Consider the following 24,578-nt stretch of genomic DNA (forward strand, 5'->3'; position numbering starts at 1 on the left):
CGGGTGTAAGTTGATGGGCCTGACTGGTCTAGTCCAGCAAGAACCGAGCCAATGTAGCCCCTGTATATGAACGATTTATGACAAGGCGGCGCGGGGCGGGGAATGGGGAGAGAAAGCGGCGGCCGGTCAGCCGGTCGATGGCATGTTTACCTGAACAGTAAGTGTGCGGGGTCGCACTAAAATGAGGCTACTGTTGTGGAGTCACCAGCACTCAAATCGGCGGACGCGATCGCCAGCGCCCTGCTGACGCGCATCCACTCTGGCGAGTTCAGCGGCGGACGGCTGCCCGCCGAGCGTGCCCTGAGCGAGGCGTTCAGCACTACCCGCATCACTCTGCGGGAAGCACTGGGCAAGCTGGAAGCGCAGGGGGTGATCTACCGGGAACTGCGGCGCGGCTGGTTTATTGCACCGCCGCGGCTGATCTATAACCCGCTGCATCACAGCCATTTTCATGCCATGGCGCTCGCGCAGGGACGGCAGGCGACCACCGAAGTGATCGCCGCTGAAGAGGTCGCGGCGCACGAGAGCGTGGCGACCGCGTTGCAGCTGACGCCGGGTTCGGCGGTTTACTGCATCCGCCGCCTGCGGCGTATCGATGGACGCGCGGTGCTCTATGTCGAACACTACCTCAATCCCCGTTTTTTCCCGGATTTGCTCGGCGAAGACCTGACGCGTTCACTGACCGATCTCTACGACCAGCGTTACGGCATCCGTTACGGCGGGGCGCGCTTCACCATCCTGCCCGGTCCGTTACCGGAGATCGCCGCACCGACGCTGAATGTGGCATCCGGCAGTCCCGGACTGCTGATCACCCGCATCAATCGCAACCAGCATCGGGAAGTGATTGACTGCGACTGCGAATACTGGCGTTACGATGCGCTCTGCGTGGATGTGGAAGCCTGAGTCAATATTGTGATTTGCGTCACACTCGCGCATGATAGCGCGCGCTGATAACCTCTTTTTTAAGGCGCAACATGAGTGACAAAAATCCGTTTGCCCGCCACCTTGCCACGCTGCTGCAGTGGGTGCTGAATCTGGGCCTGCTGAGTCTGGCGATTATCCTTATCGTCTTCCTGGGCAAAGAGACGATCCACCTGGCAAACGTGCTGTTTAATACCGGCGAGCAGGCCTCTTCCTACCTGCTGATTGAGGGAATCGTCATCTATTTCCTCTATTTCGAGTTTATTGCGCTGATTGTGAAGTACTTTCAGTCAGGCTATCACTTTCCGCTGCGCTACTTTGTCTATATCGGCATCACGGCCATTATCCGGCTGATCATCGTCGACCATAAAAATCCCTTCGATACGCTCTGCTACTCGGCCGCGATACTGATTCTGGTAATCACGCTGTGGCTGGCAAACAGTAACCGGCTGAAACGCGAGTAATCTCTCTGCCGTCTGACACGACGGCAGGTGTTCGCATCGCCGCTCTGCGCTAAACTACCGACCTGAAAATTACCGGGAGTGGTGCTATGTCGCAAGACGCGCTCAGCTTATTACGTGCGCTCAACTGGCTTTCGCCGTCGCAGGCTGCCCCTGCGCCATCTTTGCTCGACTGGCTGATGGAGGAGGATTCGATGACGCGCCGTTTTGAACAGCATTGTCAGCGGGTCACGGTTCAGCCGCTGCGAGAAGGCTTTATCAACGCCAGCGAACTGGCTGAGGAGAGGGCGCTGTTGCCAGATGATGAACGCTTCTGGCTGCGTGAAGTGCTGCTGTTCGGCGACGATCAGCCCTGGCTGGCGGGCCGCACGCTGGTGCCGGAAAGCACCCTCAACGGGCCGGAGGCGATGCTGCAACAGCTCGGCACCCGTCCTCTGGGCCGCTATCTTTTCTCCTCATCGACGCTGACCCGCGATTTTATAGAGCCGGGGCAGGTGGAGGGATTGTGGGGGCGGCGTTCGCGCCTGCGTCTCTCCGGCAAACCGCTGTTGCTGACTGAACTATTTTTACCCGCATCGCCATTCTATCGTGATCGGGACTGAGGGCTCTGTAGTGCAAAATAGTATGACCATGAAATGGCGGGCTTACGCCCGCCTGATGCGTATCGACAAACCGATCGGGACGCTGCTGCTGATGTGGCCAACGCTCTGGGCGTTGTGGCTGGCGGATATGGCCGTGCCGCCGCTGCCGGTGCTGGCGGTTTTTGTCGCCGGTGTGTTCGTAATGCGTGCGGCCGGTTGCGTGATCAATGACTATGCCGACCGTAAGGTGGATGGGCACGTTGAGCGCACAAAGCATCGGCCTCTGGCCAGCGGGGCGGTGAGCGCCAGAGAGGCGAAGCTGCTGTTTGTCATCCTGGCGCTGGTGGCTTTTGCGCTGGTGCTGACCATGAACCTGATGACAATTCTGCTCTCCGTCGTCGGGCTGGCGCTGGCCTGGGTTTACCCCTTTATGAAGCGTTATACCCATCTGCCGCAGGTGGTGCTGGGTGCTGCCTTTGGCTGGGCAATTCCCATGGCGTGGTCAGCAGTTAGTGAGTCCTTACCTCTCGTCTGCTGGCTGGTGTTTATCGCCAATATCTGCTGGACGGTCGCCTATGATACGCAGTATGCGATGGTGGACAGGGATGACGATCTGAAGATTGGCGTGAAGTCGACCGCGATTCTGTTTGGCCGTTTTGACAAGCTGATCATCGGTCTGCTGCAGCTGGCGACCCTGGTGCTGATGGCGCTGGTGGGGATGATGCTGCATCTGAATGGTGCCTTCTACTGGACGCTGCTGCTGGCGGCGGCGCTGTTTGTTTATCAGCAGAAGCTGATCGCCGGGCGCGAACGGCAGCCCTGTTTTCAGGCGTTCCTGAATAATAACTATGTCGGGATGGTGCTGTTCCTTGGCGTGCTGATGAATACGCCGCCGTTCAGCCAGCTATTCTGACAGCGTTCCGGGTATAAAAGGCCGGTTCATTGCTGCCGTGCGCCTTCCGGGCTGAATTTCAGGCATAAAAAAGGCGACCTCATGAGGTCGCCTTTTTATCTGCAGGCAGATGTCAGTCGTGCGCCACGGCGGTTTCAATCGTCAGGCGAACGTCATTGGTCACCAGGTCTGCCAGAATGTGCCAGGTGGCCTGGGTCTGCGCGACATCGGCATCGCCGCGATCACTGATATACCCTTCGTCGCGCAGCGTCAGTACCAGCGAGGTGAAGACGGCTTTGTCGAAGAACTCCGGTGCGTTGATGCCGTGCAGTACCGACAGTCGCTGTGCCAGCGTCCGGCTCTCTTTTTCCAGCGTGCCACGGTTAATCGTTGGCTTGGCACTGAGAATGGAGAAGGTAATAGCGTAACGCTGCAGCGTTTCACGCACCCCGGCGGCCAGCAGTTGCAGCGTGCGGTAGCGCGCCGCAGTGAAGCGCAGCTCACCGGCTTCGCGCGTGATCAGGCCCTGACGCGCCAGCTCCTGACACAGGTCAGCCAGCAGTTGCGGCAGTTCATCGGTCTGCCAGCGCAGGAACAGCTCACTCTTCAGCATCGGGTAGATCAGGCTCACCTGACGCAGCAGTTCGGCTTCGCTCAGCGTCTGATGCTGCTGAACAATGGCGGCAATCAGCGACGGCATCACCAGCATGTGATGAATGTTGTTGCGATAGTAGGTCATCAGCACCGCCTGCTCGCGCGGCAGAATGATGATGTCACCGATACTGTCCTTTTCACTCTCAAACTTGTTCATGCCCATGGCGTGATCCAGCAGTGCTTCCGCTGAGAGATCGGGCACCGTCGCGTTGGGTGAGTAAGGCACATTGCGCAGAAGCTGGGTGTAGCACGCCAGCTGCTCAATCAGCTGTTCGCGCGTTAGTGAGCGCTGACGTGACGCCAGCAGGGCGGTGACACAGAGGTTCATGGCATTGGCTGCGCCCGCTTCATTGATCCGCACCATCAGGCTGGCAGCGATATCGTTGACGGTCGGCGTTAACCAGCTCGGACGCTGCGGCTCGATCGGATCGATGTCGTCGCGCCATTCCGGCACGCGCTTGTTGAGATAGTTAACCAGCGGCATCGGCTCGCCAAAGTTAACGTAGCCCTGGCCGAGATTACGCAGCTTGCGTAAGCCCCGTACCATCTGCATGAAGCCCTCTTTCTCTTTCGCCGCGCCGCGCAGCTCTTTGGCGTAAGTCCCCACTTCCATCACATGCTCATAGCCGATGTAGATCGGCACCAGCGTAATCGGGCGATTTCCGCCGCGCAGCATCGCCTGTAGCGTCATTGCCAGGGTGCCGGTTTTCGGGTCCAGCAGGCGACCGGTGCGTGAACGGCCCCCTTCGACAAAGTACTCAACCGAATAGCCACGGGTAAACAGCTCGCCGAGGTATTCGCGGAACACCGTGGCATAGAGCTTATTACCCTTAAAGGTACGACGGATAAAGAACGCGCCCAGACGACGGAAAATCGGGCCAGCCGGCCAGAAGTTGAGGTTGATACCGGCTGCGATATGCGGCGGCACCAGACCCTGATGGTAGAGCACATAGGAGAGCAGCAGATAATCCATGTGGCTGCGATGACAGGGCACATAGACGATCTCATGGCCATCCTGCGCCAGCTGACGCACTTTTTCGCCGCCGTTGACGTTGATGCCCTGATAGAGACGGCTCCAGAGCCAGCCCATGACACGGTCAGTGACACGAATTGCTTCATAGGAGAAGTTGGCCGCAATCTCTTCCATCATCTCGATGGCATTCTGCTGCGCTTTCTCGTGGGAGATCTTTTTGCTGCGTGCTTCATCTTCTACCGCTTTTTCAATCGCTTTGGATTGCAGCAGACGATTAAAGAGATCCTGACGCGCCGGTAAACGCGGGCCAATCGCGGCCAGCCGCTGACGGGCAAAATGAATACGGGCCACGCGGGCCAGCTTCTGGGCGATCGACTTGTCCGTTCCGTGTTCGGTTGCCATACGGCGCAGCGAAACGGTCGGCGAGAAGCGGACAAAACTGTCGCGTCCGTGCCAGATGACGGCAAAGAATTTCTGTACCCCGTTCAGGACCCGCAGATGGGGCGTTGGCTCGCCCTGAACTTCACGTCCCGGCGCGCGGCCAAACATCACGGTGACTGGCAGCATCTGAATATCCAGCGTGGGATTGTTTCGATGCAGATCGAGGTAGTCGTGAAAGATTTTCACGGATTCGACGCTGGGCACAAAATAGGGGAAAACGCGCGGACCATCGTGAATAAAGACGTGACGCGGCAGCAGCGCGCCGTCAATCTCCAGCGGAGAGAGCGGATCGGGCAGATGATGCCGCAGACACTGGGCGCGCAAAGTCAGTAAGTCGGCCTTCGAATCGTAAGGCAAAACATACATAATAGGCCGGGTCGGATCCAGACCATGTTCTGACACGGGATCGGCCGGAATGGCCTTACTTTTTACCAAAAACGACAGTGGTAAGTTAAGCAGTTTGTAATAGAGTTTACGCCAACCTGACATAGACAACATGAAGCCTCTTGTTAGCAAAGCGCCGCAAGCATACCAGAAAGTGCAGCGAAGATCTGTGGTGGTGCGAATTGCACGCAGCCCAGACATTGACGTCAATACGATGAAAGGGTTCCCCCATCATGGCAAATAACGCCACCGGACTTATCAGAATAGTTAAAGCCGCAGGTTACTCATGGCAGGGGCTGCGTGCCGCCTGGCAGCATGAAGCGGCATTTCGCCAGGAGGCGCTGGCCGCGCTGGTTGCCATTATTATCGCCTGCTGGCTGGATGTGGATGTAGTCTCACGTATCCTCATGATTGGGTCCGTGGTGCTGGTGGTCATTGTCGAAATCCTTAACAGTGCCATTGAAGCGGTAGTCGATCGCATCGGTCAGGAGCATCATCCGCTGGCTGGTCGGGCAAAAGATATGGGATCGGCCGCGGTGCTGATCAGCATTCTACTGGCTCTGTTTGTCTGGATCGCGCTGCTCTGGACACATTTGCGATAAGCGTTCCATATCGCGTCGGAAGCCGCGTTTTGCGGGACAATCGGTTTCCATTTCACCAATACCTGTATATACTCACAGCGACTGTATAAACAACCAGGGGGCGGGATGAAAGCATTAACCAGCAGGCAGCAGCAGGTCTATGACCTGATTCGCGACCATATTACTTCAACGGGCATGCCGCCTACGCGTGCCGAGATTGCCGCGCAGCTGGGATTCCGTTCGCCGAATGCGGCAGAAGAGCATCTGAAAGCGCTGGCGCGTAAAGGCGTCATCGAGATCGTGTCCGGTGCTTCGCGCGGCATCCGTCTGTTGATGGAAGAAGAAGCCTCAGAAGGCTTACCGCTGATTGGCCGGGTTGCTGCCGGTGAACCGATCATGGCGCAGGAACATATCGAAACCCACTACAAGGTGGATCCGGGCCTGTTTAAGCCGTCGGCTGACTTCCTGCTGCGCGTCAGCGGAATGTCGATGAAAGATATCGGGATTATGGATGGCGATCTGCTCGCGGTGCATAAGACCCAGGATGTGCGTAATGGTCAGGTCGTCGTGGCGCGCATCGATGATGAAGTCACGGTGAAGCGCTGGAAAAAGCAGGGCGCTATCGTGCATCTGCTGCCTGAAAACAGTGAATTTGACCCGATCGTGGTTGATACCCGTGCGCAGTCGCTGACTATTGAAGGTCTGGCCGTGGGCGTGGTTCGCAACGGCGAATGGCTCTGATTTTTCTGCCCGCGTGCATTCGCCCGCTCTGATGCTATTCTGTCTGCCCTAATTTTGTCGCTGCCCTGTCTGCGCAGCGACACTGAGCACGGAACGGCGAATGCGCTTTATCACGGCAACCGATAAAAATCTCTGGCGGCTTGCGCTGCCGATGATCCTTTCAAATATCACCGTGCCCCTGCTGGGCGTGGTCGATACCGCAGTTATTGGTCATCTCGACAGCCCTGTCTATCTTGGCGGGGTCGCGGTCGGGACCACCGTCACCAGTTTCCTCTTTATGCTGCTGCTTTTTTTGCGGATGAGTACCACCGGTCTCACGGCGCAGGCGCTGGGTGCGGGCGACAAAACGGCGCTGGCGCGGGCGCTGGTCCAGCCGCTGATCATTGCGCTGCTGGCCGGTGTGCTGTTTATCGTCTTACGCTATCCGATTATTCAGCTGGCAACGCAGCTGATCGGTGGCAGTCCCGAGGTCCTGGCGCAGGCTGCGCGGTTTATCCAAATCCGCTGGCTCAGCGCACCTGCCACGCTGGCAAATCTGGTGATCCTGGGCTGGCTGCTGGGCGTACAGTATGCGCGTGCGCCGGTGATCCTGCTGGTGGTGGGAAATCTGGTGAATATCGTGCTCGATCTCTGGCTGGTCATGGGTCTGCACTGGGGTGTCGCGGGGGCGGCCACCGCCACGGCGCTGGCTGAGTACATCACGCTGGGCGTTGGCAGCATCATGGTCTGGCGGGTGCTGAAACTGCACGGCATCACGCCAGCCCTGCTGAAACAGAGCTGGCGCGGTGACAGTGCCCGGCTGCTGCGCCTCAACCGGGATATCATGCTACGATCCCTGATGCTGCAGCTCTGTTTCGCCTCGCTGACCGTACTGGGCGCACGGCTCGGCCCCGATGTGGTCGCTGTTAACGCCGTCTTACTGATGTTCATTACCTTCACCGCCTACGCACTCGATGGCTTCGCCTATGCGGTAGAGGCATTTGCGGGAGAGGCGCATGGCGCTAAAGATGGCCGTAAACTGCTGCGTGTCTGGCACTCCGCCTGTCGTCAGGCGGTGGCCGTCGCGCTGTTCTTCTCGCTGGTCTATGCGATCGCCGGTCCGCAGATCGTGACGCTGTTGACCTCGCTGACGTCGCTGCAACAGACCGCCGATCGCTACCTGGTCTGGCAGGTCATCATGCCGCTGGCGGGCGTCTGGTGTTACCTGCTGGATGGCATGTTTATCGGTGCCACACGCGGTCGCGAGATGCGTAACAGCATGGTAATGGCCGCCGCAGGCTACTTCCTGACGCTGCTGAGCGTTCCGCTGCTGGGTAATCATGGACTGTGGCTGGCGGTAACCGTTTTTCTGGCGCTGCGTGGCCTGACGCTCTGGCTCATCTGGCGCAGGCACTGGCGTCAGAACAGCTGGTTTGAAGCCTGATTCAGCCAGGCTGGCAGAAGGGTACAGATTATTCTGTATTATTCTTCATTCTTGAATATGGCGACTACAATTAACTCTATACGGCGCTGTTAAGCAGCGATTTGTATCGAAGTTATGGCGAGTAGCCAGATAATTAAACCCCGAGGATTGGAGGTCTGCCATGAATAAAGACGAAGCGAGCGGCAACTGGAAGCAGTTCAAAGGCAAGATGAAAGAGAAATGGGGCAAGCTGACCGACGACGATATGCAGGTGATCGAAGGCAAACGCGACCAGCTGGTGGGCAAAATTCAGGAGCGTTACGGCTATGCGAAAGATGAAGCAGAGCGCGAAGTAACAGACTGGGAAACCCACAACAAAGATCATCGCTGGTAATCGAGCCCCTGTTCCGGTGAGCCTTCACCGGAACCGCTTTCAGGCGTTACAGCCTATCCCCGTTTTCCCCGTTTTTTTCCCTCCTCCTGATGATCATGTTCGCAGCTATCATGATGCGTACAGGCCGCCACTTCCGCACAGTTTTCACATAACCCATGCGCCTCGATCACGCTATGGCGCAGAGCAAACTGCGCTTCGCCCGCCAGCGTCGCAATTATGGTCTCCACGCCCTGCGCCTGTTTTTCCGAGACGGCAGCACAGCGATCGCAGACCAGCATCACCGAGGTATGCGCCGGGGCTTCAAAATGGTGGCACATAACATAGCTATTGTTGGACTCCACCCGATGGATGAAGCCCTGCTCCAGCAGGAAATCGAGCGCCCGATAGACCGTGGGCGGTTTGGCCTGAGGTTCACTGACCCGCAACTGGTCCAGCAGATCGTAGGCGCTGATAGAGCCAGGCTGTTCGGCCATCAGGCGCAGCACTTCAGCGCGCTGCGACGTCAGACGCACACCGCGTTGCAGGCACATTTTTTCGGCCTGGGTCAAAATTTGCTGCGACGTCATGGTTGTCATGAAAATTCTCCGCTGGATGAGTGATGTTATTTTATCACAATTGGCGGCGGGGTGCTGAAGTGGCTTCTGGCTTAAAAAAACAGCATTAATTGCCTGTTAAAACAGCATATTCAGCGTTTCAGCCCGCTTTTTTAACCTTAGTGAGGACAAATCAGATCCATTCCGAATCGACCGTCAGAGGATTTCAGGGGCAATTTGCTTTGCATCTCACGGAGTTAAGAAGTAATGTTCAGAAAGACTTAAGCAACGGCTGGTATTTTTGGTAATTCCCCGGCTCGGTCTGAACAATCACAACAAATTTTTGGTTGGAAAACGTCCAATCACTTGAATTAAGGCACTGTTTCCTTTGAATTCACAGCAACGACGCGTTAGCCAGCATTCACAATACGGCTAACAAATTATTCAGTCATTGAATGTGTTAATGACAATTTCAGGTGATGGCAGGCAAATGGTGAAAAAATCCGCTCAACGTCCGGCGCTGAAGTACTCCGCTGCGGCGACCGCGCTTTTCCTTTCTTCTTCCGCCATGGCGGCAGGGACCTGGTACGATGCACGTAATGACGCCATGGGTGGCACCGGCGTCGCTTCTTCTCTGTATGGATCTGCGGTGCTGGCAAACCCGGCATTGATGACGCGTGCTAAAACCGACGATAACGTCAGCATTATTTTTCCGTCAGCCGGTGTTCAGGTCACTGACAAAGATGACCTGATTAACAAGGTCGATGATATTACCGCGACCGTGGATCGTTACCGCTCAGTGCTGGGTAACTTTACGCCGGCAGACTATTTCCGTGGCTATCCTGAACTGCGTGCTGCCTCTGGTGATGTGGCCAACAGGCTGAGCGATTTGCGCGGTGATAAAGCCAATGGCTCGGCGGGTGTTGCCGTCGCCGTGACGGTGCCGAATGAGACGCTGCCTTTCGCGTTTATCACCAAAGCCTACGGTACGGCGCACGTTCGCGCTAATGTCGAGCAGGGTGATATCGACTATCTGCGCGGCGTGGCTAACGGCACGATACTGCCGCGTCAGGGCGACCAGAACAACCTTCGCTCCAGCGCCAATGGTTTAGCGGCCCTCGTCACCGATTATGGTGTGGCGGTCGCGCATGAGTTCACCATCGCCGGTCAGCCGGTGTCGGTGGGCGTTACGCCGAAAGTGCAGAAAACCTGGCTCTATAACTACACCGCCAGCATCTATAACTACGACAAGAACGACATCAACAACAGCCAGTATCGCAGCACGGATACCGGGTTTAACGTCGATGCCGGTCTGGCGACGACCTTTGCGGAGAACTGGACGCTGGGCGTCACCGGTCAGAACCTGGTGTCGCGCGATCTGCAGACCCGCGAGGTCAACGGTTATCGCGACACCTATCAGATTCGCCCGCTGGTCACTACCGGCCTGGCCTGGGATAAGGGGCCGTTTACCGTGACGGGCGATGTGGATCTGACGGAGACGAAACGCTTTAAAAGCCAGGGCAGCAGCCAGTATGCGGCTGTGGGTGCGGAGTACCGCGTTCTCGACTGGCTGCAGCTGCGTGCCGGTTATCGTGCGGATATGCGGTCCAACGATGAGAATGTCGCTACCGCCGGTTTTGGTCTCTCGCCGTTTAACAAAGCCGTCCATCTGGATCTGGCCGGATCGGTGGGCGCGAACAACACCTGGGGCGCAATGGTACAGCTGGGCTTCAACTTCTAAGCGCGTTATTCAGGCGGTCCGGGGCGGGGCGATGCACTATCGCCCCGCCTTGTGTTATCCTTGCACAGAATTCCATCACCTTAATTACCGGATTGCCTGTACTTCATGCCTGAATTTTCTTCGCAACGCTTCTCTGTCGCGCCGATGCTCGACTGGACCGATCGCCACTGTCGCTATTTCCATCGTCAGCTGACGGCTGATACGCTGCTCTACACCGAAATGGTGACCACCGGCGCCATCATTCATGGCAAAGGGGATTACCTGGCTTACAGCGAGGCCGAACATCCGGTTGCGTTGCAGCTGGGCGGCAGCGATCCGGCGGCGCTGGCGCACTGTGCGAAGCTGGCAGAACAGCGCGGCTACGATGAAGTGAACCTGAATGTCGGTTGTCCCTCTGATCGGGTACAGAATGGCCGTTTCGGTGCCTGTCTGATGGCCGAGGCAAATCTGGTCGCCGATGCGGTCAAAGCAATGCGCGACGTAGTATCGATTCCGGTCACCGTCAAAACCCGCATTGGTATTGATGAGCTAGACAGCTATGCGTTCCTGACCGATTTCATCGGCACGGTCGCGGGGCGCGGCGAGTGCGACACCTTTATTATTCATGCGCGTAAAGCCTGGCTCTCCGGTCTCAGCCCCAAAGAGAACCGCGAGATCCCGCCGCTGGATTATCCGCGCGTCTGGCAGCTGAAACGCGATTTCCCGCATCTGACCATCGCCCTGAATGGCGGCGTGAAAACGCTGGAAGAGGCGCAGAACCATCTGCAGCACCTCGACGGCGTAATGATGGGCCGCGAAGCCTATCAGAACCCCGGTATTCTGGCGCAGGTCGATCGGACCTTATTTGGTCGTCAGCAGCCGGCGGTAAATCCGGTTGAGGTGGTGCGTGCCATGTACCCTTATATTGAAGCGGAGCTGGCGAAGGGCACCTATCTCGGCCACATTACGCGCCATATGCTGGGCCTGTTCCAGGGCATTCCGGGCGCGCGCCAGTGGCGTCGCCATCTGAGCGAAAATGCCCATAAGCCGGGCGCGGACGTGCGTGTGCTGGATGCGGCGCTGTCGCTGGTCGCTGATAAAATCCCGCAGGAAGCCTGATTTTCTTTTTTAACGTTAAAAACCAGCCGTGAGGCTGGTTTTTTTTACGCCATAATCTGGTTTTTCTCACCAGGTCACAGGCACGAACCGGCCGTTTAATGTTGTAAAAACAGCAGGTTATCTGTTGGCACGCTTTTTGTAATATCTATAACAATGAATATCAAAAAGGAGTGCTGACGTGGAAATTTTATTCGTATTGGGTTTTTTCCTGATGCTGTTGCTGACCGGCGTTTCGCTGGTGGGCGTGCTGGCGGCACTGGGGGTAGCGACCATCGTAATGTTTGTCGGTGGACTGCTCGCACTTGTTATTAAAGTGTTACCGTGGCTGGTGCTGGCGGTGATAGCCGTCTGGCTGCATCGGACTTTTTTTGGCGACAGCGATGCACGAGCGCGTCGCAACCTGCGGCGCAAGATCAACAGGTTAGACCGAAAAAGCTGGCGCTAAATGCGGTAAAGATCACAGAGTGAAAGATTGATTAGCGCGGATCTGCAATTAAACATATTTTTTACTTATGTTTTCTGGCAGGATGCTGTCGTCAGTTCGATGTGCCATCGACCCGACACGAATTCATCGCCGCTGTCCCTACACCAGCGCGAACTAAAAAGAAAAAAAGAAGAGGGCTTCCTGCGGGAAGCCCTTTTTGTTGCTGACGCTTACGGAATTAACAGGCAGGAGCCCTGCGTGGCACGGCTCTCCAGCATCTGATGCGCCCTGCTGGCCTCTTTAAGCGCAAACTTCTGCTGCGCGGGAACGTCCACCTGAATCGCGCCGCTGGCCAGCAGCGAGAACAGCTCGGCGCTGGCGGTTTCCAGCTCCTGACGGTTGGTGATGTAGCCAAACAGCGAAGGACGGGTCACAAACAGCGATCCTTTCTTATTCAGGATGCCAAGATCAATGCCGGTCACGGGCCCGGAGGCGTTACCAAAGCTGACCAGCAGGCCATGACGACGCAGCGAGTCCAGCGACGCTTCCCATGTATCTTTACCGACGGAGTCATAGACCACCGCCACTTTTTTTCCCTCTGTCAGTTCGCTGACGCGCTGCGCAATGTCCTCTTCGCGGTAGTTAATGGTCGCCCAGGCACCGGCCTGTTTCGCCAGTGCGGCTTTCTCCGCAGAACCCACCGTGCCGATCAGGTGCGCGCCCAGTGCTTTGGCCCACTGGCAGGCGATCAGTCCGACGCCGCCTGCCGCAGCGTGAAACAGAAAGGTTTCTCCGGCGCTGATTTTATGGGTCTGGCGAAGCAGATATTGCGTGGTCAGCCCTTTCAGATAGCTGGCTGCGCCCTGTTCAAAGCTGATCGCCTCCGGGAGATGCATCAGGCGATCTTCTGCCACATTGTGTACTTCGCTGTAGGCGCCCAGGGATGCCAGGCAGTAGACCACGCGGTCGCCGGGCTTAAACAGCGTAACGCCCCGGCCGACCCGGGAAACCACGCCTGCGGCTTCCGTCCCCAGGCCAGAAGGAAAGGCGGCCACCGGATAGAGGCCGCTGCGCACATAGGTATCGATGTAGTTGATGCCGATAGCGCGATGCTCTACCTGAACTTCCTGTTCCGCAGGCTCAGCAGGTTCAAAATCTGTCCACTCTAAAACGTCCGGTCCGCCGTGCGCACTGAACTGAATACGCTTTGCCATTCTGACTCCTGTGATTGTTTCATCATGAGGGTGAGGCACGCCCCTCAACTAAGGTATACTTGCGCGTCCCCACAGAAGATCGGTAATGCATTCACTATGGCAGGAAATAAACCCACCAACAAATCGAACGAAACGCAGGATCGCCAGCTCGCAGGCGTGAAAATGCCCCCGCATTCGCTGGAAGCGGAGCAGTCTGTGCTGGGTGGGTTGATGCTGGATAACGAGCGCTGGGATAACGTCTCTGAGCGCGTCGTCGCGAATGATTTTTTCAACCGTTCGCATCGGCTGATTTTTTCAGAGATGCAGCGGCTGCTGGAAAACAGCAAACCCATTGACCTGATTACACTCTCTGAATCGCTGGAAACCCGTGGCGAACTGGAGATGGCGGGCGGCTTCGCCTATCTGGCTGAACTGGCTAAAAATACGCCGAGCGCAGCCAACATTGGCGCCTATGCCGATATCGTGCGCGAACGTGCGGTGGTGCGCGAGATGATCTCCGTTGCCAATCAGATCGCCGATGCCGGTTACGATCCACAGGGACGCAACAGTGAGGAGCTGCTCGACTTTGCGGAGTCGAACGTCTTTAAGATTGCGGAAGCGCGCGCAGATAAAGACGCGGGCCCGAAAAATATCGAGCAGATTCTGGAATCAACCGTTACCCGAATCGAATCGCTTTATCAGACGCCGCACGACGGCGTCACCGGTGTCGATACGGGTTATCAGGATCTGAATAAAAAGACGGCGGGCCTGCAGGGTTCTGACCTGATTATTATCGCTGCCCGTCCGTCGATGGGCAAAACCACCTTTGCGATGAACCTGTGCGAAAACGCCGCCATGCTGCAGGATAAGCCGGTGCTGATCTTCAGCCTGGAGATGCCCAGCGAACAGATCATGATGCGTATGCTGGCGTCACTCTCCCGCGTCGATCAGACCCGCATCCGAACCGGCCAGCTCGATGACGAGGACTGGGCACGTATCTCCGGCACCATGGGCATCCTGCTGGAGAAGAAGAATATGTACATCGACGACTCTTCCGGCCTGACGCCTACCGAAGTGCGCTCCCGTGCCCGGCGCATCTACCGTGAAAACGGCGGTTTAAGCCTGATCATGATCGACTACCTGCAGCTGATGCGCGTGCCTTCGCTGTCGGACAACCGAACGCTGGAAATTGCGGAGATCTCCCGCTCGCTGAAGGCGCTGGCGAAAGAGCTGAACGTGCCGGTTGTGGCGCTGTCGCAGCTTAACCGCTCCCTTGAGCAGCGAGCCGACAAGCGTCCGGTCAACTCGGATCTGCGTGAATCGGGCTCGATCGAACAGGATGCGGATTTGATCATGTTTATCTATCGCGATGAGGTTTATCACGAAAACAGCGATCTTAAAGGGATCGCCGAGATTATCCTGGGTAAACAGCGTAACGGCCCGATCGGCACGGTGCGGCTGACCTTTAACGGCCAGTGGTCGCGCTTTGATAACTATGCAGGCCCGCAGTACGACGACGAATAATCTCCGCACCGGGCTGTCATGCACGATCTGTGCATGACAGCTCCCATCATCAGAAAATAGTGTTGGACAACCTCTCGGGTTATCGGGTTATCTGTAACAAAGCGACGACCATTACGCTGTGGAAACGGAATGACTCACGTAGACGATTACGACCTTAAAATCCTGACTTTATTACAATCCAACGGCCGTCTGACCAATCAGGAACTGAGCGATCTGGTCGGGCTTTCGGCCTCACAATGCTCCCGCCGCCGTATTAATCTGGAACAGGCGAATCTGATCCTGGGCTATCACGCCCGGCTCTCACCCGATGCGATTGGGCTGGGCATGGTAGGACTGATAGAGGTGCGCCTGATTAACCATACTGCAGAGTATGTCGAGAGTTTTCACCGCATGGTGGAGCAGGAGCAGGCAATCGTCGATGCTTACAAAACTACCGGGGATGCAGACTATCTGCTTAAAGTGGCTGTGGCCGATCTCAACGCCCTGAGTGCCTTAATCAGTCAGTTAGTGGCCGGTCATCAGAGCGTATCTCATGTGAAAACGTCAGTGGTGCTGGGCCGCATGAAAGAGAACGGGCTGATGATGATGCCTGAGAGCAGAACGCGCTAAAAAGGTGCGCGCTGTGCGCTTTTGGTGCACACTGGCGGTAAAGCATGCAAACAATGCGCATCGTAACGGGGTTTTACGCAAGATATGACGGAAGCAGGCGTCATTCATGCAAAAATTTCTGTCCTGAAGTATCAGCGATATCAATGAGATATCGCGCGCTTCCGTGCAGCCGCCGGTGAGCGCGGTGACGATGGTGCGTTTTTTGCATTTGAACCGCATCCTTTGCACTGAGAAACCCCCCCATGGATAACATCGCAGAACCCGCCCGCGTCCCCCATTCGCGCATTGAAGATGCGCTGGCGATGGTGCTGGGCACCCTGATGGTCTCGTTCGGCGTCATCATGCTGAAACAGGCAGGCGCCCTGACCGGCAGCACCGCCGGTATCGCCTTTCTGATCAGTTACCTCTCGCCGCTGTCGTTTGGCGGCGCCTTCTTCCTGATCAACATTCCCTTTTACTGGCTGGCGGTAAAACGCATGGGCTGGGAATTTACCCTGAAAACCTTCTGCGCCGTCGGTCTGGTGTCGCTGTTTACCCAGCTGCATCCGCTGTTCGTCCACTTTTCCGATCTCAACCCCTTCTATGCGACACTGTTCGGTAACGTCATCATGGGAATCGGGTTTATAGTGTTGTTTCGTCATAAAGCGAGCCTGGGCGGCATCAACATTCTGGCGCTGTGGCTTCAGGATCGCTTTGGGATCCGCGCAGGAAAACTGCAAATGGCGGTGGACACCTGCGTCGTGCTGGCCTCCCTGTTTGTGGTGAGTGGCCCGATCCTGCTCGCTTCGATTGCGGGGGCGGTGATCCTGAATCTGATTATTGCAATGAACCACCGTCCGGGACGCTACCGGGTTTAACCCGTTTTTTACCTCTGGACCAATCTTGGAGACCTATACCGTGTTTCAAAACGTTGATGCCTATGCTGGCGATCCGATTCTGTCGTTGATGGAAGCCTTCAAACAAGACCCGCGCGAACACAAAGTTAACCTGAGTATCGGGCTCTATTATGACGAACAGAACATCATCCCACAGCTGAAGGCCGTGGCGGCTGCCGAAGAGCAGATCTATGCTGAGCCGCATCAGGCATCGCTCTATCTGCCAATGGAAGGGCTGAACAGCTACCGGAGTGCGATTGCACCGCTGCTGTTCGGGGCAGATCATCCGATGTTGCAGGCGGGCCGTATCGCTTCGATTCAGACGCTGGGCGGCTCGGGCGCGCTGAAAGTGGGCGCCGATTTCCTGAAACGCTATTTCCCGCAGTCCGCTGTCTGGGTCAGCGATCCGACCTGGGAAAACCATATCGCGATCTTCAACGGTGCCGGTTTTGAGGTGAACACTTACCCCTGGTATGACGCAGACACTCACGGTGTGCGCTTTGATGCCTTTATCAGCACCCTGAAAACCCTGCCGGCCCGGAGCATCGTTCTGCTGCACCCCTGCTGCCATAACCCGACCGGTGCCGACCTGACGGACGCGCAGTGGGATGAAACCATTGAGGTGCTGAAAGCGCAGCAGCTGATTCCTTTCCTGGATATCGCCTATCAGGGCTTTGGTGCCGGTATGCAGCAGGATGCTTATGCGCTGCGCGCCGTCGCAGCCGCCGGTCTGCCCGCGCTGGTGAGCAACTCCTTCTCCAAAATCTTCTCGCTCTACGGTGAGCGCGTGGGGGGGCTCTCTATCGTCTGCGACAGCGCCGAAGAGTCAGCGCGCGTGCTGGGCCAGCTTAAAGCGACCGTTCGTCGTAACTACTCCAGCCCGCCGAACTTTGGTGCGCAGGTCGTGGCGCGGGTCCTCAACGATGAGGCGCTGAAAGCGAGCTGGCTGGCAGAAGTGGAGGCGATGCGTCTGCGTATCCTCGCGATGCGTGAGTCATTAGTCGAAGTGTTGCGCACCGCGCTGCCGGGCAAAAACTTTGACTACCTGCTGAAACAGCGCGGCATGTTCAGCTATACCGGACTGAGCGCGCAGCAGGTCGATCGTCTGCGCAACGAGTTTGGCATCTACCTGGTGGGCAGTGGCCGTATGTGCGTCGCCGGTCTGAACAGCAAAAACGTGCATCAGGTGGCTGAAGCCTTTGCCGCCGTGATGTAACGGTTGCCACGCTGTGAAAAAACCGCCGGGTTCGATCCGGCGGTTTTTTTATGGGTCAGGGTTTACCTTTGGGCGACATGCTGCACACTTAAACGGGACAACCGTTCAAGGAAAACGTTATGTGGCATCAACAGACCCTCACGCTGAGCGCGAAGTCGCGCGGCTTTCATCTGGTGACCGATGAGATTGTCGGATCGCTCTCCGGCCTGCGGGATATCAAAACCGGCCTGCTGCATCTGCTGTTACAGCATACGTCGGCGTCGTTAACCTTAAATGAGAACTGTGATCCGACGGTGCGCAGCGATATGGAGCAGCATTTCATGCGGCATGTGCCGGAAAATGCACCTTATCAGCACGACTACGAAGGACGCGATGATATGCCCGCACACATCAAATCATCGATCTTAGGCGTGTCGTTACTTTTACCGGTTCAGCGCGGACGTCTGGTGCTGGGCACCTGGCAGGGTATCTGGCTGGGCGAGCATCGCATTGATGGCGGTGCCAGGCGAATTGTCGCGACGTTACAGGGGGAAGCGTAATGAATAACTCAGACTTACTGACCTATTGTATGAGCAAGCCGGGCGCGGAGCAGAGCGTCCACAGTGACTGGAAAGCCACGCAGATTAAGAGCAATGGCGTGCTGTTTGCGATGGTGCACGAGGCCAAAGGGCGGCCCGCGATATCGCTGAAATCGACGCCCGCGCTGGCCGAGTTACTGCGCGAAGAGCATAGCGACATTATTCCCAGCGAACATCTGAATAAGTCCCACTGGAGCACACTGTTTCTCGACGGTTCGCTCAAAGATTCGCAGATCTACTATCTGATCGACGCCTCCTGGCAGCAGGTGGCGGCGGGGCGGTAGACAGCAAAAAACCCTCTTACCTGAGCAAGAGGGTTAAGCGCAGGACGGTTACGCGGCAGACTGCTCGCGCAGCGTGTTGATGTCGATAACAAAGCGGTACTTCACGTCGCTTTTCAGCATACGTTCATAGGCGTCGTTAATCTGGTCCATCGCAATCAGTTCAATGTCTGAGGTGATGTTGTGCTTGCCACAGAAATCGAGCATCTCCTGCGTTTCCGCGATACCGCCGATCAGTGAACCGGCGATGCTGCGGCGCTTAAAGATCAGGTTAAACACCTGAGGTGCCGGGTGATCGTGCTCCGGCGCACCGACCAGCGTCATGTTGCCATCGAGCTTCAGCAGAGTAATGAACGGGTTGAGATCGTGCTGCGCCGCCACGGTGTTGAGGATAAAGTCGAAGCTGTTTGCGTGCTGCGCCATCTGCGCCGGATCTTTAGAGATAACCACCTCATCGGCGCCCAGACGCTTGCCATCTTCGATCTTAGAGGCCGAGGTGGTGAACAGCACTACATGCGCACCCATCGCGTGGGCGATCTTCACACCCATGTGGCCCAGACCGCCTAAACCGACGATGCCCACTTTTTTACCCGGGCCGACATTCCAGTGACGCAGCGGGGAGTAGGTGGTAATCCCGGCGCACAGCAGCGGTGCCACGCCCGCCAGCTCCAGGTTTTCGGGAATGCGCAGCACAAAGCTCTCATCCACCACCATTGATGTGGAGTAGCCGCCGTAGGTAATCGCGCCGGTTTCGCGATCTTCACCGTTGTAGGTGCCGACAAACCCGTTTTCGCAGTACTGCTCCAGACCCTGCTGACAGCTCGGACAGCTGCGGCAGGAGTCGACCATGCAGCCCACGCCAACCAGATCGCCGACTTTATATTTCTGCGTCTGCGGCCCAACGGCGGTTACGCGACCGACAATTTCATGACCCGGCACAACAGGGAAAATCGTGTTTTTCCACTCATTACGGGCCTGATGCAGATCGGAATGGCAAACGCCGCAGAACAGCACTTCAAGCTGGACGTCATGGGCGCGCAGCTCACGCGGCTTGAAATCGAACGGTGCCAGTTTGGATTTTGCATCCTGAGCAGCATACGCATGCGTAATATTCATGGTGTCTCCAGTTTCGATGTGTCGTGAGTTTTTCTGATGAAGTGCAGCCGTCTGAACGGGCTGCAAAAACAGGGCGACGCAGGGCGTGCCAAAGAGGAACCGCTTAAGGATAGTCAGCGTGGTGAAAAGCGTATATGCCTATACATGTCTGAATCTTGCCTGATCCTGCATTTTTCTGGCTGAATCGGCAGGGGCAATAAAAAAGGCCCGCACGCGGCGGGCCTGAGGGAATTACTTCTGTAACAGCGGCTTCAGGAAGCGCGCCGTGTGGGATTTCTCACACTCCGCCACGGTTTCTGGCGTGCCCGCCACCAGGATTTCACCGCCGCCACTGCCCCCTTCCGGGCCGAGATCGACAATCCAGTCGGCGGTTTTCACCACGTCGAGGTTGTGCTCAATCACCACGATGGTATTGCCCTGATCGCGCAGCTGATGCAGTACTTCCAGCAGTTGCTGGATATCGGCAAAGTGCAGGCCGGTGGTCGGCTCATCCAGAATGTAGAGCGTCTGGCCGGTGCCGCGTTTGGAAAGCTCACGCGCCAGTTTCACGCGCTGCGCTTCACCGCCGGAGAGCGTCGTCGCAGACTGACCGAGGCGGATGTAGGAGAGACCCACATCCATCAGCGTCTGCAGCTTACGCGCCAGTGCCGGCACCGCATCGAAGAACTCACGGGCTTCTTCGATGGTCATCTCCAGCACTTCATGAATGCTCTTGCCTTTGTACTTCACTTCCAGCGTTTCGCGGTTATAGCGTTTGCCTTTGCACTGGTCGCACGGCACGTAGATGTCCGGCAGGAAGTGCATCTCGACTTTCAGCACGCCATCGCCCTGACAGGCTTCACAGCGTCCGCCGCGCACGTTAAAGCTGAAACGGCCCGGGTTATAACCACGCGAACGCGCTTCCGGCACGCCGGCAAAGAGTTCACGTACCGGGGTGAAGATGCCGGTGTAGGTCGCCGGGTTAGAACGCGGAGTACGACCAATCGGGCTCTGATCGATATCGATCACCTTGTCGAAGTGCTCCAGACCCGCCACATCGCGGTAGGGGGCCGGTTCGGCGATGGTCGCCCCGTTCAGCGCCCGCTGTGCAATCGGGAACAGCGTATCGTTGATCAGCGTCGATTTACCCGAGCCGGAGACGCCGGTGATGCAGGTGAAGAGTCCGACCGGCAGCGTCAGCGTAACATCCTTGAGGTTGTTGCCGCGCGCGCCGGTAATCTTCAGCACCTTCGCCGGATCGCCTTTGACACGGGCTTCCGGCACCTTAATCTCACGCTTGCCGCTCAGGAACTGGCCGGTCAGCGACGCCTCCTGCGCCATGATCTCATCCACGGTGCCTTCTGCGACGACCTGGCCCCCATGCACACCGGCACCCGGGCCGATGTCGATCACATGGTCAGCGGCACGGATCGCATCTTCGTCGTGTTCAACCACGATCACCGTGTTACCGAGATCGCGCAGGTGAATCAGGGTGCCGAGCAGGCGCTCGTTGTCGCGCTGGTGCAGGCCGATAGAGGGCTCATCCAGCACATACATCACGCCGACCAGCCCGGCACCGATCTGGCTGGCCAGACGGATACGCTGCGCTTCACCGCCGGAAAGGGTCTCGGCAGAACGCGACATTGAGAGATAGTTCAGGCCGACGTTCACCAGGAAGCTCAGGCGATCGCCAATCTCTTTCAGAACCTTCTCGGCGATCTGCGCACGCTGGCCGCTGAGTTTCAGGTTTTCAAAGAAGGACATCGCATGACCGATGCTCATCTCCGAGATGGTCGGCAGCGTGGTGTTCTCGACATAAACGTGACGTGCTTCGCGACGCAGACGGGTACCTTCACAGCTGGCACAGGCGCGGTTGCTGATAAATTTTGCCAGCTCTTCGCGCACCGCAGAGGATTCGGTCTCTTTGTAGCGACGCTCCATGTTATTGAGCACGCCCTCGAACGGATGACGGCGTACCGAAGTGTCACCGCGATCGTTAATGTACTTAAATTCGATATTCTCTTTGCCGGATCCATACAGAATTACCTTCTGTACGTTGTCGGGCAGGCTGCCGAATGCGGCTTCAATGTCGAAGCTGAGGTGATCCGCCAGCGAACGCAGCATCTGGAAGTAGTAGAAGTTGCGGCGATCCCAGCCGCGGATAGCGCCGCCCGCCAGCGAGAGCTCCGGATTCTGTACCACGCGATCGGGGTCGAAATATTGCTGCACGCCGAGGCCGTCGCAGGTCGGACAGGCACCGGCCGGGTTGTTGAACGAGAAGAGGCGCGGCTCCAGTTCGCTCATGCTGTAACCACAGACCGGACAGGCGAAGTTAGCCGAGAAGAGCAGCTCTTCGGCGTCGGCATCATCCATATCCGCAACAATTGCCGTGCCGCCCGAAAGCTCCAGCGTGGTTTCAAACGATTCCGCCAGGCGGGTCGACAGGTCATCGCGCACTTTAAAGCGGTCAATTACCACTTCGATGGTGTGTTTCTTCTGCAGTTCCAGCTTAGGCGGATCGGAGAGGTCACACACTTCGCCATCGATGCGTGCGCGGATATAGCCCTGCGCCGCCAGGTTCTCCAGCGTCTTCGTGTGTTCGCCCTTGCGATCTTTAATCACCGGCGCCAGCAGCATCAGGCGACGGCCTTCCGGCTGCGACAGCACCTGATCAACCATCTGGCTGACGGTCTGCGCCGCCAGCGGCACATCATGATCCGGGCAGCGCGGTTCGCCCACGCGGGCAAACAGCAGGCGCAGATAATCATGGATCTCGGTGATGGTTCCCACCGTAGAACGCGGGTTGTGCGACGTGGATTTCTGTTCGATAGAGATGGCGGGCGACAAACCTTCGATGTGATCGACGTCTGGCTTCTCCATTAACGAAAGAAACTGGCGCGCATACGCAGAGAGCGACTCTACATAGCGGCGCTGACCTTCCGCATACAGCGTATCAAACGCCAGTGAGGATTTACCGGAGCCTGACAGGCCGGTCACCACAATGAGTTTGTCGCGTGGGATGGTCAGGTTAATGTTTTTCAAATTATGGGTGCGGGCACCACGAACTTCGATCTTATCCATTCACCTTTCCCGGTTAGCAGCACTCACCGCGCCTTGCCGACACGGCCAGAATAAACGTGTCATTATGGCACAAAAAATAGACTGAATAAATATCCAGTACTCTGTGGTCCGGGCGGCGGGCAGATTAAAACTGGAACCCCGCTCTAAAGTGGGAAACAGTGCGCAGGACGTGTTAGAATTGATGGATTAGACTGTATGCATTAACTCATCGGGAGACAGCAACATGGCCAGTCGTGGCGTTAACAAAGTGATTCTTGTCGGGAATCTGGGTCAGGATCCGGAAGTACGTTATATGCCCAATGGCGGCGCGGTTGCGAACATTACGCTGGCGACGTCTGAGAGCTGGCGTGACAAGCAGACCGGTGAAAACAAAGAGATCACCGAGTGGCACCGCGTGGTGCTGTTTGGCAAACTGGCTGAAGTCGCGGGCGAATACCTGAAAAAAGGATCGCAGGTCTACATCGAAGGCCAGCTGCGTACCCGTAAATGGCAGGATCAGGGTGGCCAGGAGCGTTACACCACAGAAGTGGTCGTGAACGTCGGTGGCACCATGCAGATGCTGGGTGGCCGTCAGCAGGGCGGTAACGCCGGTGCGCAGGGCGGTGGCAACAACAACGGCTGGGGTCAGCCGCAGCAGCCGCAGGGCAACAACAACCAGTTCAGCGGCGGCGCGCAGTCCCGTCCGCAGCAGCAGCCACAGAGCGCACCTGCCAGCAACAACAACGAACCGCCAATGGATTTCGACGACGATATTCCGTTCTGATTCCACTGGCAGAAAGAGTGCCGAAAAGCCCGCGATGCGGGCTTTTTTTATGCGCTGTGTCCATGTTCCCGCGCCGATCGCGCTGCCGGTGTCGCGTTCCTGCGCGGCACGTCGCCGGATAGCCGCAGCGGCGAGCACACCTCATACCATGAATACGTCTGCTGTGCCGTCGTGCACACAGTGAATCGCAATTTTTTGCATTTTGCCCCCGGTCGCAGGCATTCTGAAGGTCACATCGGTTCAGAAGAGGAGTCAATCGTGGAAGGTGTTCCGGCGAGTTTCCCGTATGAGAAAGATCGCGCCTGTTTCCGGCAACCTGCCGGACTGCCCGGTGTGGAACTCTATCAGGCCCACATCTCCCGTTACGCCTTTGAGCCCCACACCCATGAAGCCTTTGGGATTGGCACTATCGAAGCGGGCGCGCAGCGTTTCCGCTATCGCGGCACCCAGTATACGGCACCGGTCAACTCGCTGGTCACGATGAACCCGGATGAGCTGCACACCGGCGAGTCGGCGTGCGAGGAGGGGTGGCGCTATCAGATGATCTATATCCAGCCGCAGCGGATGGAGGAGCTGACCGGCGACCGCGGCTGGTGGTTTAACGAGGCGCTGCTGACCGATCCGCGCGTGGCACAGCCGCTTTCCCGCACGCTGGCCGGGCTCTGGCAGGCGGAGTCTGAGCTGGCACGTCATGGCCTGCTCGCGGAACTGCTGCTGCAGATCCGGCCGCTGGCACGCATGGCCTCGCCGGGCCGGATCGAAACCGGTCATCGTTTTGACCTGGTGCGTGATTATCTGCGTGCGAACCTGGCCGAGCCGGTACGGCTGGATGAGCTGGCGGCGCTGGCTTCGCTGTCGCCGTGGCACTTCTTACGCGCCTTTCGTCAGCACTATCACGTCACGCCACATCAGATGCTGATGGCCTTCCGGCTTTACGAGGCGAAACAGCGGCTGGTGCGGGGTGAACCGGCCGCCAGCGTCGCGGCGGCGGTGGGCTTAACCGATCAGGCTCATCTGACCCGCGCCTTTGCCCACCGGTATGGCATCACGCCGGGACGCTATCAGAAACAGGTGCGCCAGCCCTGACGCGATCGCAATCTGCTACAAGCATTGCCCGCCCGAATCCGCCACACTGCCCGAAA

Annotated in this window: 24 protein-coding genes; 19 read left to right on the top strand and 5 right to left on the bottom strand. The window is 57.4% G+C overall.

The window, feature by feature from the left end; all coding sequences use genetic code 11:
* Positions 1 to 195: 195 nt before the first annotated feature.
* The 4 genes from AB1748_RS03245 (at position 196) to ubiA (ending at position 2,876) form a co-directional block, all read left to right on the top strand.
* A complete protein-coding gene (locus tag AB1748_RS03245; RefSeq protein WP_111141943.1) occupies positions 196 to 903 on the top strand; it encodes a UTRA domain-containing protein in 708 nt (235 codons plus the stop codon).
* Between the two features lie 71 nt (positions 904 to 974).
* On the top strand, positions 975 to 1,385 hold the full coding sequence (gene psiE, locus AB1748_RS03250; RefSeq protein ID WP_111141944.1) for a phosphate-starvation-inducible protein PsiE: 411 nt from the start codon (positions 975 to 977) through the stop codon (positions 1,383 to 1,385).
* Between the two features lie 86 nt (positions 1,386 to 1,471).
* On the top strand, positions 1,472 to 1,984 hold the full coding sequence (gene ubiC, locus AB1748_RS03255; RefSeq protein WP_111141945.1) for a chorismate lyase: 513 nt from the start codon (positions 1,472 to 1,474) through the stop codon (positions 1,982 to 1,984).
* Between the two features lie 10 nt (positions 1,985 to 1,994).
* Complete coding sequence (gene ubiA / locus AB1748_RS03260; RefSeq protein WP_111141946.1) at positions 1,995 to 2,876, top strand: 4-hydroxybenzoate octaprenyltransferase; 882 nt, start codon at positions 1,995 to 1,997, stop codon at positions 2,874 to 2,876.
* Between the two features lie 112 nt (positions 2,877 to 2,988).
* Here the strand turns inward: ubiA and plsB are convergent, their stop codons facing one another.
* Positions 2,989 to 5,412 (bottom strand): glycerol-3-phosphate 1-O-acyltransferase PlsB, encoded by a 2,424-nt coding sequence (gene plsB / locus AB1748_RS03265; protein WP_293774337.1) that lies wholly within the window; start codon positions 5,410 to 5,412, stop codon positions 2,989 to 2,991.
* Between the two features lie 128 nt (positions 5,413 to 5,540).
* Between plsB and AB1748_RS03270 the strand changes: the two genes are divergently transcribed.
* The 4 genes from AB1748_RS03270 (at position 5,541) to AB1748_RS03285 (ending at position 8,425) form a co-directional block, all read left to right on the top strand.
* Positions 5,541 to 5,909: a diacylglycerol kinase gene (locus AB1748_RS03270; protein WP_013359773.1), complete on the top strand. Its 369-nt coding sequence runs from the start codon at positions 5,541 to 5,543 to the stop codon at positions 5,907 to 5,909.
* Positions 5,910 to 6,014: 105 nt separating this feature from the next.
* Positions 6,015 to 6,629 carry a transcriptional repressor LexA gene (gene lexA / locus AB1748_RS03275; protein WP_111140194.1) on the top strand — a complete coding sequence of 205 codons (615 nt, stop codon included), beginning with the start codon at positions 6,015 to 6,017 and terminating at the stop codon, positions 6,627 to 6,629.
* 100 nt (positions 6,630 to 6,729) lie between these two features.
* Positions 6,730 to 8,052 carry an MATE family efflux transporter DinF gene (gene dinF, locus AB1748_RS03280; protein WP_111140195.1) on the top strand — a complete coding sequence of 441 codons (1,323 nt, stop codon included), beginning with the start codon at positions 6,730 to 6,732 and terminating at the stop codon, positions 8,050 to 8,052.
* A 160-nt stretch (positions 8,053 to 8,212) separates the two neighbouring features.
* Positions 8,213 to 8,425: a CsbD family protein gene (locus AB1748_RS03285; RefSeq protein WP_111140196.1), complete on the top strand. Its 213-nt coding sequence runs from the start codon at positions 8,213 to 8,215 to the stop codon at positions 8,423 to 8,425.
* Positions 8,426 to 8,478: 53 nt separating this feature from the next.
* On the opposite strand, the gene zur is transcribed toward AB1748_RS03285, so the two are convergent.
* On the bottom strand, positions 8,479 to 9,000 hold the full coding sequence (zur, locus tag AB1748_RS03290; RefSeq protein WP_111140197.1) for a zinc uptake transcriptional repressor Zur: 522 nt from the start codon (positions 8,998 to 9,000) through the stop codon (positions 8,479 to 8,481).
* Between the two features lie 448 nt (positions 9,001 to 9,448).
* Here zur and AB1748_RS03295 point away from each other — a divergent pair, with 448 nt between their 5' ends.
* The 3 genes from AB1748_RS03295 (at position 9,449) to pspG (ending at position 12,242) form a co-directional block, all read left to right on the top strand.
* Positions 9,449 to 10,699 (top strand): conjugal transfer protein TraF, encoded by a 1,251-nt coding sequence (locus AB1748_RS03295; RefSeq protein WP_111140198.1) that lies wholly within the window; start codon positions 9,449 to 9,451, stop codon positions 10,697 to 10,699.
* 105 nt (positions 10,700 to 10,804) lie between these two features.
* Entirely contained in the window at positions 10,805 to 11,797 is a 993-nt protein-coding gene (gene dusA, locus AB1748_RS03300) for a tRNA dihydrouridine(20/20a) synthase DusA (RefSeq protein ID WP_111140199.1), read from the top strand.
* 178 nt (positions 11,798 to 11,975) lie between these two features.
* A complete protein-coding gene (gene pspG / locus AB1748_RS03305) occupies positions 11,976 to 12,242 on the top strand; it encodes an envelope stress response protein PspG (RefSeq protein ID WP_111140200.1) in 267 nt (88 codons plus the stop codon).
* Positions 12,243 to 12,451: 209 nt separating this feature from the next.
* Here the strand turns inward: pspG and AB1748_RS03310 are convergent, their stop codons facing one another.
* Positions 12,452 to 13,435: a quinone oxidoreductase gene (locus AB1748_RS03310; RefSeq protein WP_111140201.1), complete on the bottom strand. Its 984-nt coding sequence runs from the start codon at positions 13,433 to 13,435 to the stop codon at positions 12,452 to 12,454.
* 96 nt (positions 13,436 to 13,531) lie between these two features.
* Here AB1748_RS03310 and dnaB point away from each other — a divergent pair, with 96 nt between their 5' ends.
* The 6 genes from dnaB (at position 13,532) to AB1748_RS03340 (ending at position 18,500) form a co-directional block, all read left to right on the top strand.
* Positions 13,532 to 14,938: a replicative DNA helicase gene (gene dnaB, locus AB1748_RS03315; RefSeq protein ID WP_111140202.1), complete on the top strand. Its 1,407-nt coding sequence runs from the start codon at positions 13,532 to 13,534 to the stop codon at positions 14,936 to 14,938.
* 129 nt (positions 14,939 to 15,067) lie between these two features.
* Positions 15,068 to 15,547: an Lrp/AsnC family transcriptional regulator gene (locus tag AB1748_RS03320; protein WP_128084961.1), complete on the top strand. Its 480-nt coding sequence runs from the start codon at positions 15,068 to 15,070 to the stop codon at positions 15,545 to 15,547.
* 242 nt (positions 15,548 to 15,789) lie between these two features.
* The gene (locus tag AB1748_RS03325) at positions 15,790 to 16,404 is read left to right on the top strand and encodes a YitT family protein (RefSeq protein ID WP_111140204.1); all 615 of its coding nucleotides are present in this window, start codon (positions 15,790 to 15,792) and stop codon (positions 16,402 to 16,404) included.
* Positions 16,405 to 16,444: 40 nt separating this feature from the next.
* Positions 16,445 to 17,638: an amino acid aminotransferase gene (locus AB1748_RS03330; protein WP_111140227.1), complete on the top strand. Its 1,194-nt coding sequence runs from the start codon at positions 16,445 to 16,447 to the stop codon at positions 17,636 to 17,638.
* Positions 17,639 to 17,757: 119 nt separating this feature from the next.
* Positions 17,758 to 18,177: a secondary thiamine-phosphate synthase enzyme YjbQ gene (locus tag AB1748_RS03335; RefSeq protein WP_111140205.1), complete on the top strand. Its 420-nt coding sequence runs from the start codon at positions 17,758 to 17,760 to the stop codon at positions 18,175 to 18,177.
* Positions 18,177 to 18,500: an MmcQ/YjbR family DNA-binding protein gene (locus AB1748_RS03340; protein WP_111140206.1), complete on the top strand. Its 324-nt coding sequence runs from the start codon at positions 18,177 to 18,179 to the stop codon at positions 18,498 to 18,500. The genes AB1748_RS03335 and AB1748_RS03340 overlap by 1 nt, the downstream gene beginning before the upstream one ends.
* Before the next feature lie 48 nt (positions 18,501 to 18,548).
* On the opposite strand, the gene AB1748_RS03345 is transcribed toward AB1748_RS03340, so the two are convergent.
* On the bottom strand, positions 18,549 to 19,613 hold the full coding sequence (locus AB1748_RS03345) for an NAD(P)-dependent alcohol dehydrogenase (RefSeq protein WP_293774286.1): 1,065 nt from the start codon (positions 19,611 to 19,613) through the stop codon (positions 18,549 to 18,551).
* A 231-nt stretch (positions 19,614 to 19,844) separates the two neighbouring features.
* Complete coding sequence (gene uvrA / locus AB1748_RS03350; RefSeq protein ID WP_111140208.1) at positions 19,845 to 22,673, bottom strand: excinuclease ABC subunit UvrA; 2,829 nt, start codon at positions 22,671 to 22,673, stop codon at positions 19,845 to 19,847.
* 223 nt (positions 22,674 to 22,896) lie between these two features.
* Between uvrA and ssb1 the strand changes: the two genes are divergently transcribed.
* Together ssb1 and AB1748_RS03360 are read left to right on the top strand one after the other, a co-directional pair.
* Entirely contained in the window at positions 22,897 to 23,436 is a 540-nt protein-coding gene (ssb1, locus tag AB1748_RS03355; protein ID WP_111140209.1) for a single-stranded DNA-binding protein SSB1, read from the top strand.
* A 258-nt stretch (positions 23,437 to 23,694) separates the two neighbouring features.
* On the top strand, positions 23,695 to 24,522 hold the full coding sequence (locus AB1748_RS03360) for an AraC family ligand binding domain-containing protein (protein ID WP_367396004.1): 828 nt from the start codon (positions 23,695 to 23,697) through the stop codon (positions 24,520 to 24,522).
* Positions 24,523 to 24,578: the final 56 nt, after the last annotated feature.

It is taken from the genome of Pantoea sp. Ep11b, from assembly GCF_040783975.1.
In the GTDB taxonomy this organism is placed as follows: Bacteria; Pseudomonadota; Gammaproteobacteria; order Enterobacterales; family Enterobacteriaceae; genus Pantoea.

Coding starts and splice junctions, on each gene's coding strand:
- AB1748_RS03285 (WP_111140196.1), top strand. CDS start 8,213: ATGAATAAAGACGAAGCGAGCGGCAACTGGAAGCAGTTCAAAGGCAAG.
- AB1748_RS03320 (WP_128084961.1), top strand. CDS start 15,068: ATGACTCACGTAGACGATTACGACCTTAAAATCCTGACTTTATTACAA.
- uvrA (WP_111140208.1), bottom strand. CDS start 22,673: ATGGATAAGATCGAAGTTCGTGGTGCCCGCACCCATAATTTGAAAAAC.
- zur (WP_111140197.1), bottom strand. CDS start 9,000: ATGACAACCATGACGTCGCAGCAAATTTTGACCCAGGCCGAAAAAATG.
- psiE (WP_111141944.1), top strand. CDS start 975: ATGAGTGACAAAAATCCGTTTGCCCGCCACCTTGCCACGCTGCTGCAG.
- ubiC (WP_111141945.1), top strand. CDS start 1,472: ATGTCGCAAGACGCGCTCAGCTTATTACGTGCGCTCAACTGGCTTTCG.
- lexA (WP_111140194.1), top strand. CDS start 6,015: ATGAAAGCATTAACCAGCAGGCAGCAGCAGGTCTATGACCTGATTCGC.
- plsB (WP_293774337.1), bottom strand. CDS start 5,412: ATGTCAGGTTGGCGTAAACTCTATTACAAACTGCTTAACTTACCACTG.
- dinF (WP_111140195.1), top strand. CDS start 6,730: ATGCGCTTTATCACGGCAACCGATAAAAATCTCTGGCGGCTTGCGCTG.
- AB1748_RS03325 (WP_111140204.1), top strand. CDS start 15,790: ATGGATAACATCGCAGAACCCGCCCGCGTCCCCCATTCGCGCATTGAA.
- AB1748_RS03310 (WP_111140201.1), bottom strand. CDS start 13,435: ATGGCAAAGCGTATTCAGTTCAGTGCGCACGGCGGACCGGACGTTTTA.
- AB1748_RS03335 (WP_111140205.1), top strand. CDS start 17,758: ATGTGGCATCAACAGACCCTCACGCTGAGCGCGAAGTCGCGCGGCTTT.
- AB1748_RS03270 (WP_013359773.1), top strand. CDS start 5,541: ATGGCAAATAACGCCACCGGACTTATCAGAATAGTTAAAGCCGCAGGT.
- AB1748_RS03295 (WP_111140198.1), top strand. CDS start 9,449: ATGGTGAAAAAATCCGCTCAACGTCCGGCGCTGAAGTACTCCGCTGCG.
- AB1748_RS03345 (WP_293774286.1), bottom strand. CDS start 19,613: ATGAATATTACGCATGCGTATGCTGCTCAGGATGCAAAATCCAAACTG.
- AB1748_RS03340 (WP_111140206.1), top strand. CDS start 18,177: ATGAATAACTCAGACTTACTGACCTATTGTATGAGCAAGCCGGGCGCG.
- dusA (WP_111140199.1), top strand. CDS start 10,805: ATGCCTGAATTTTCTTCGCAACGCTTCTCTGTCGCGCCGATGCTCGAC.
- ssb1 (WP_111140209.1), top strand. CDS start 22,897: ATGGCCAGTCGTGGCGTTAACAAAGTGATTCTTGTCGGGAATCTGGGT.
- dnaB (WP_111140202.1), top strand. CDS start 13,532: ATGGCAGGAAATAAACCCACCAACAAATCGAACGAAACGCAGGATCGC.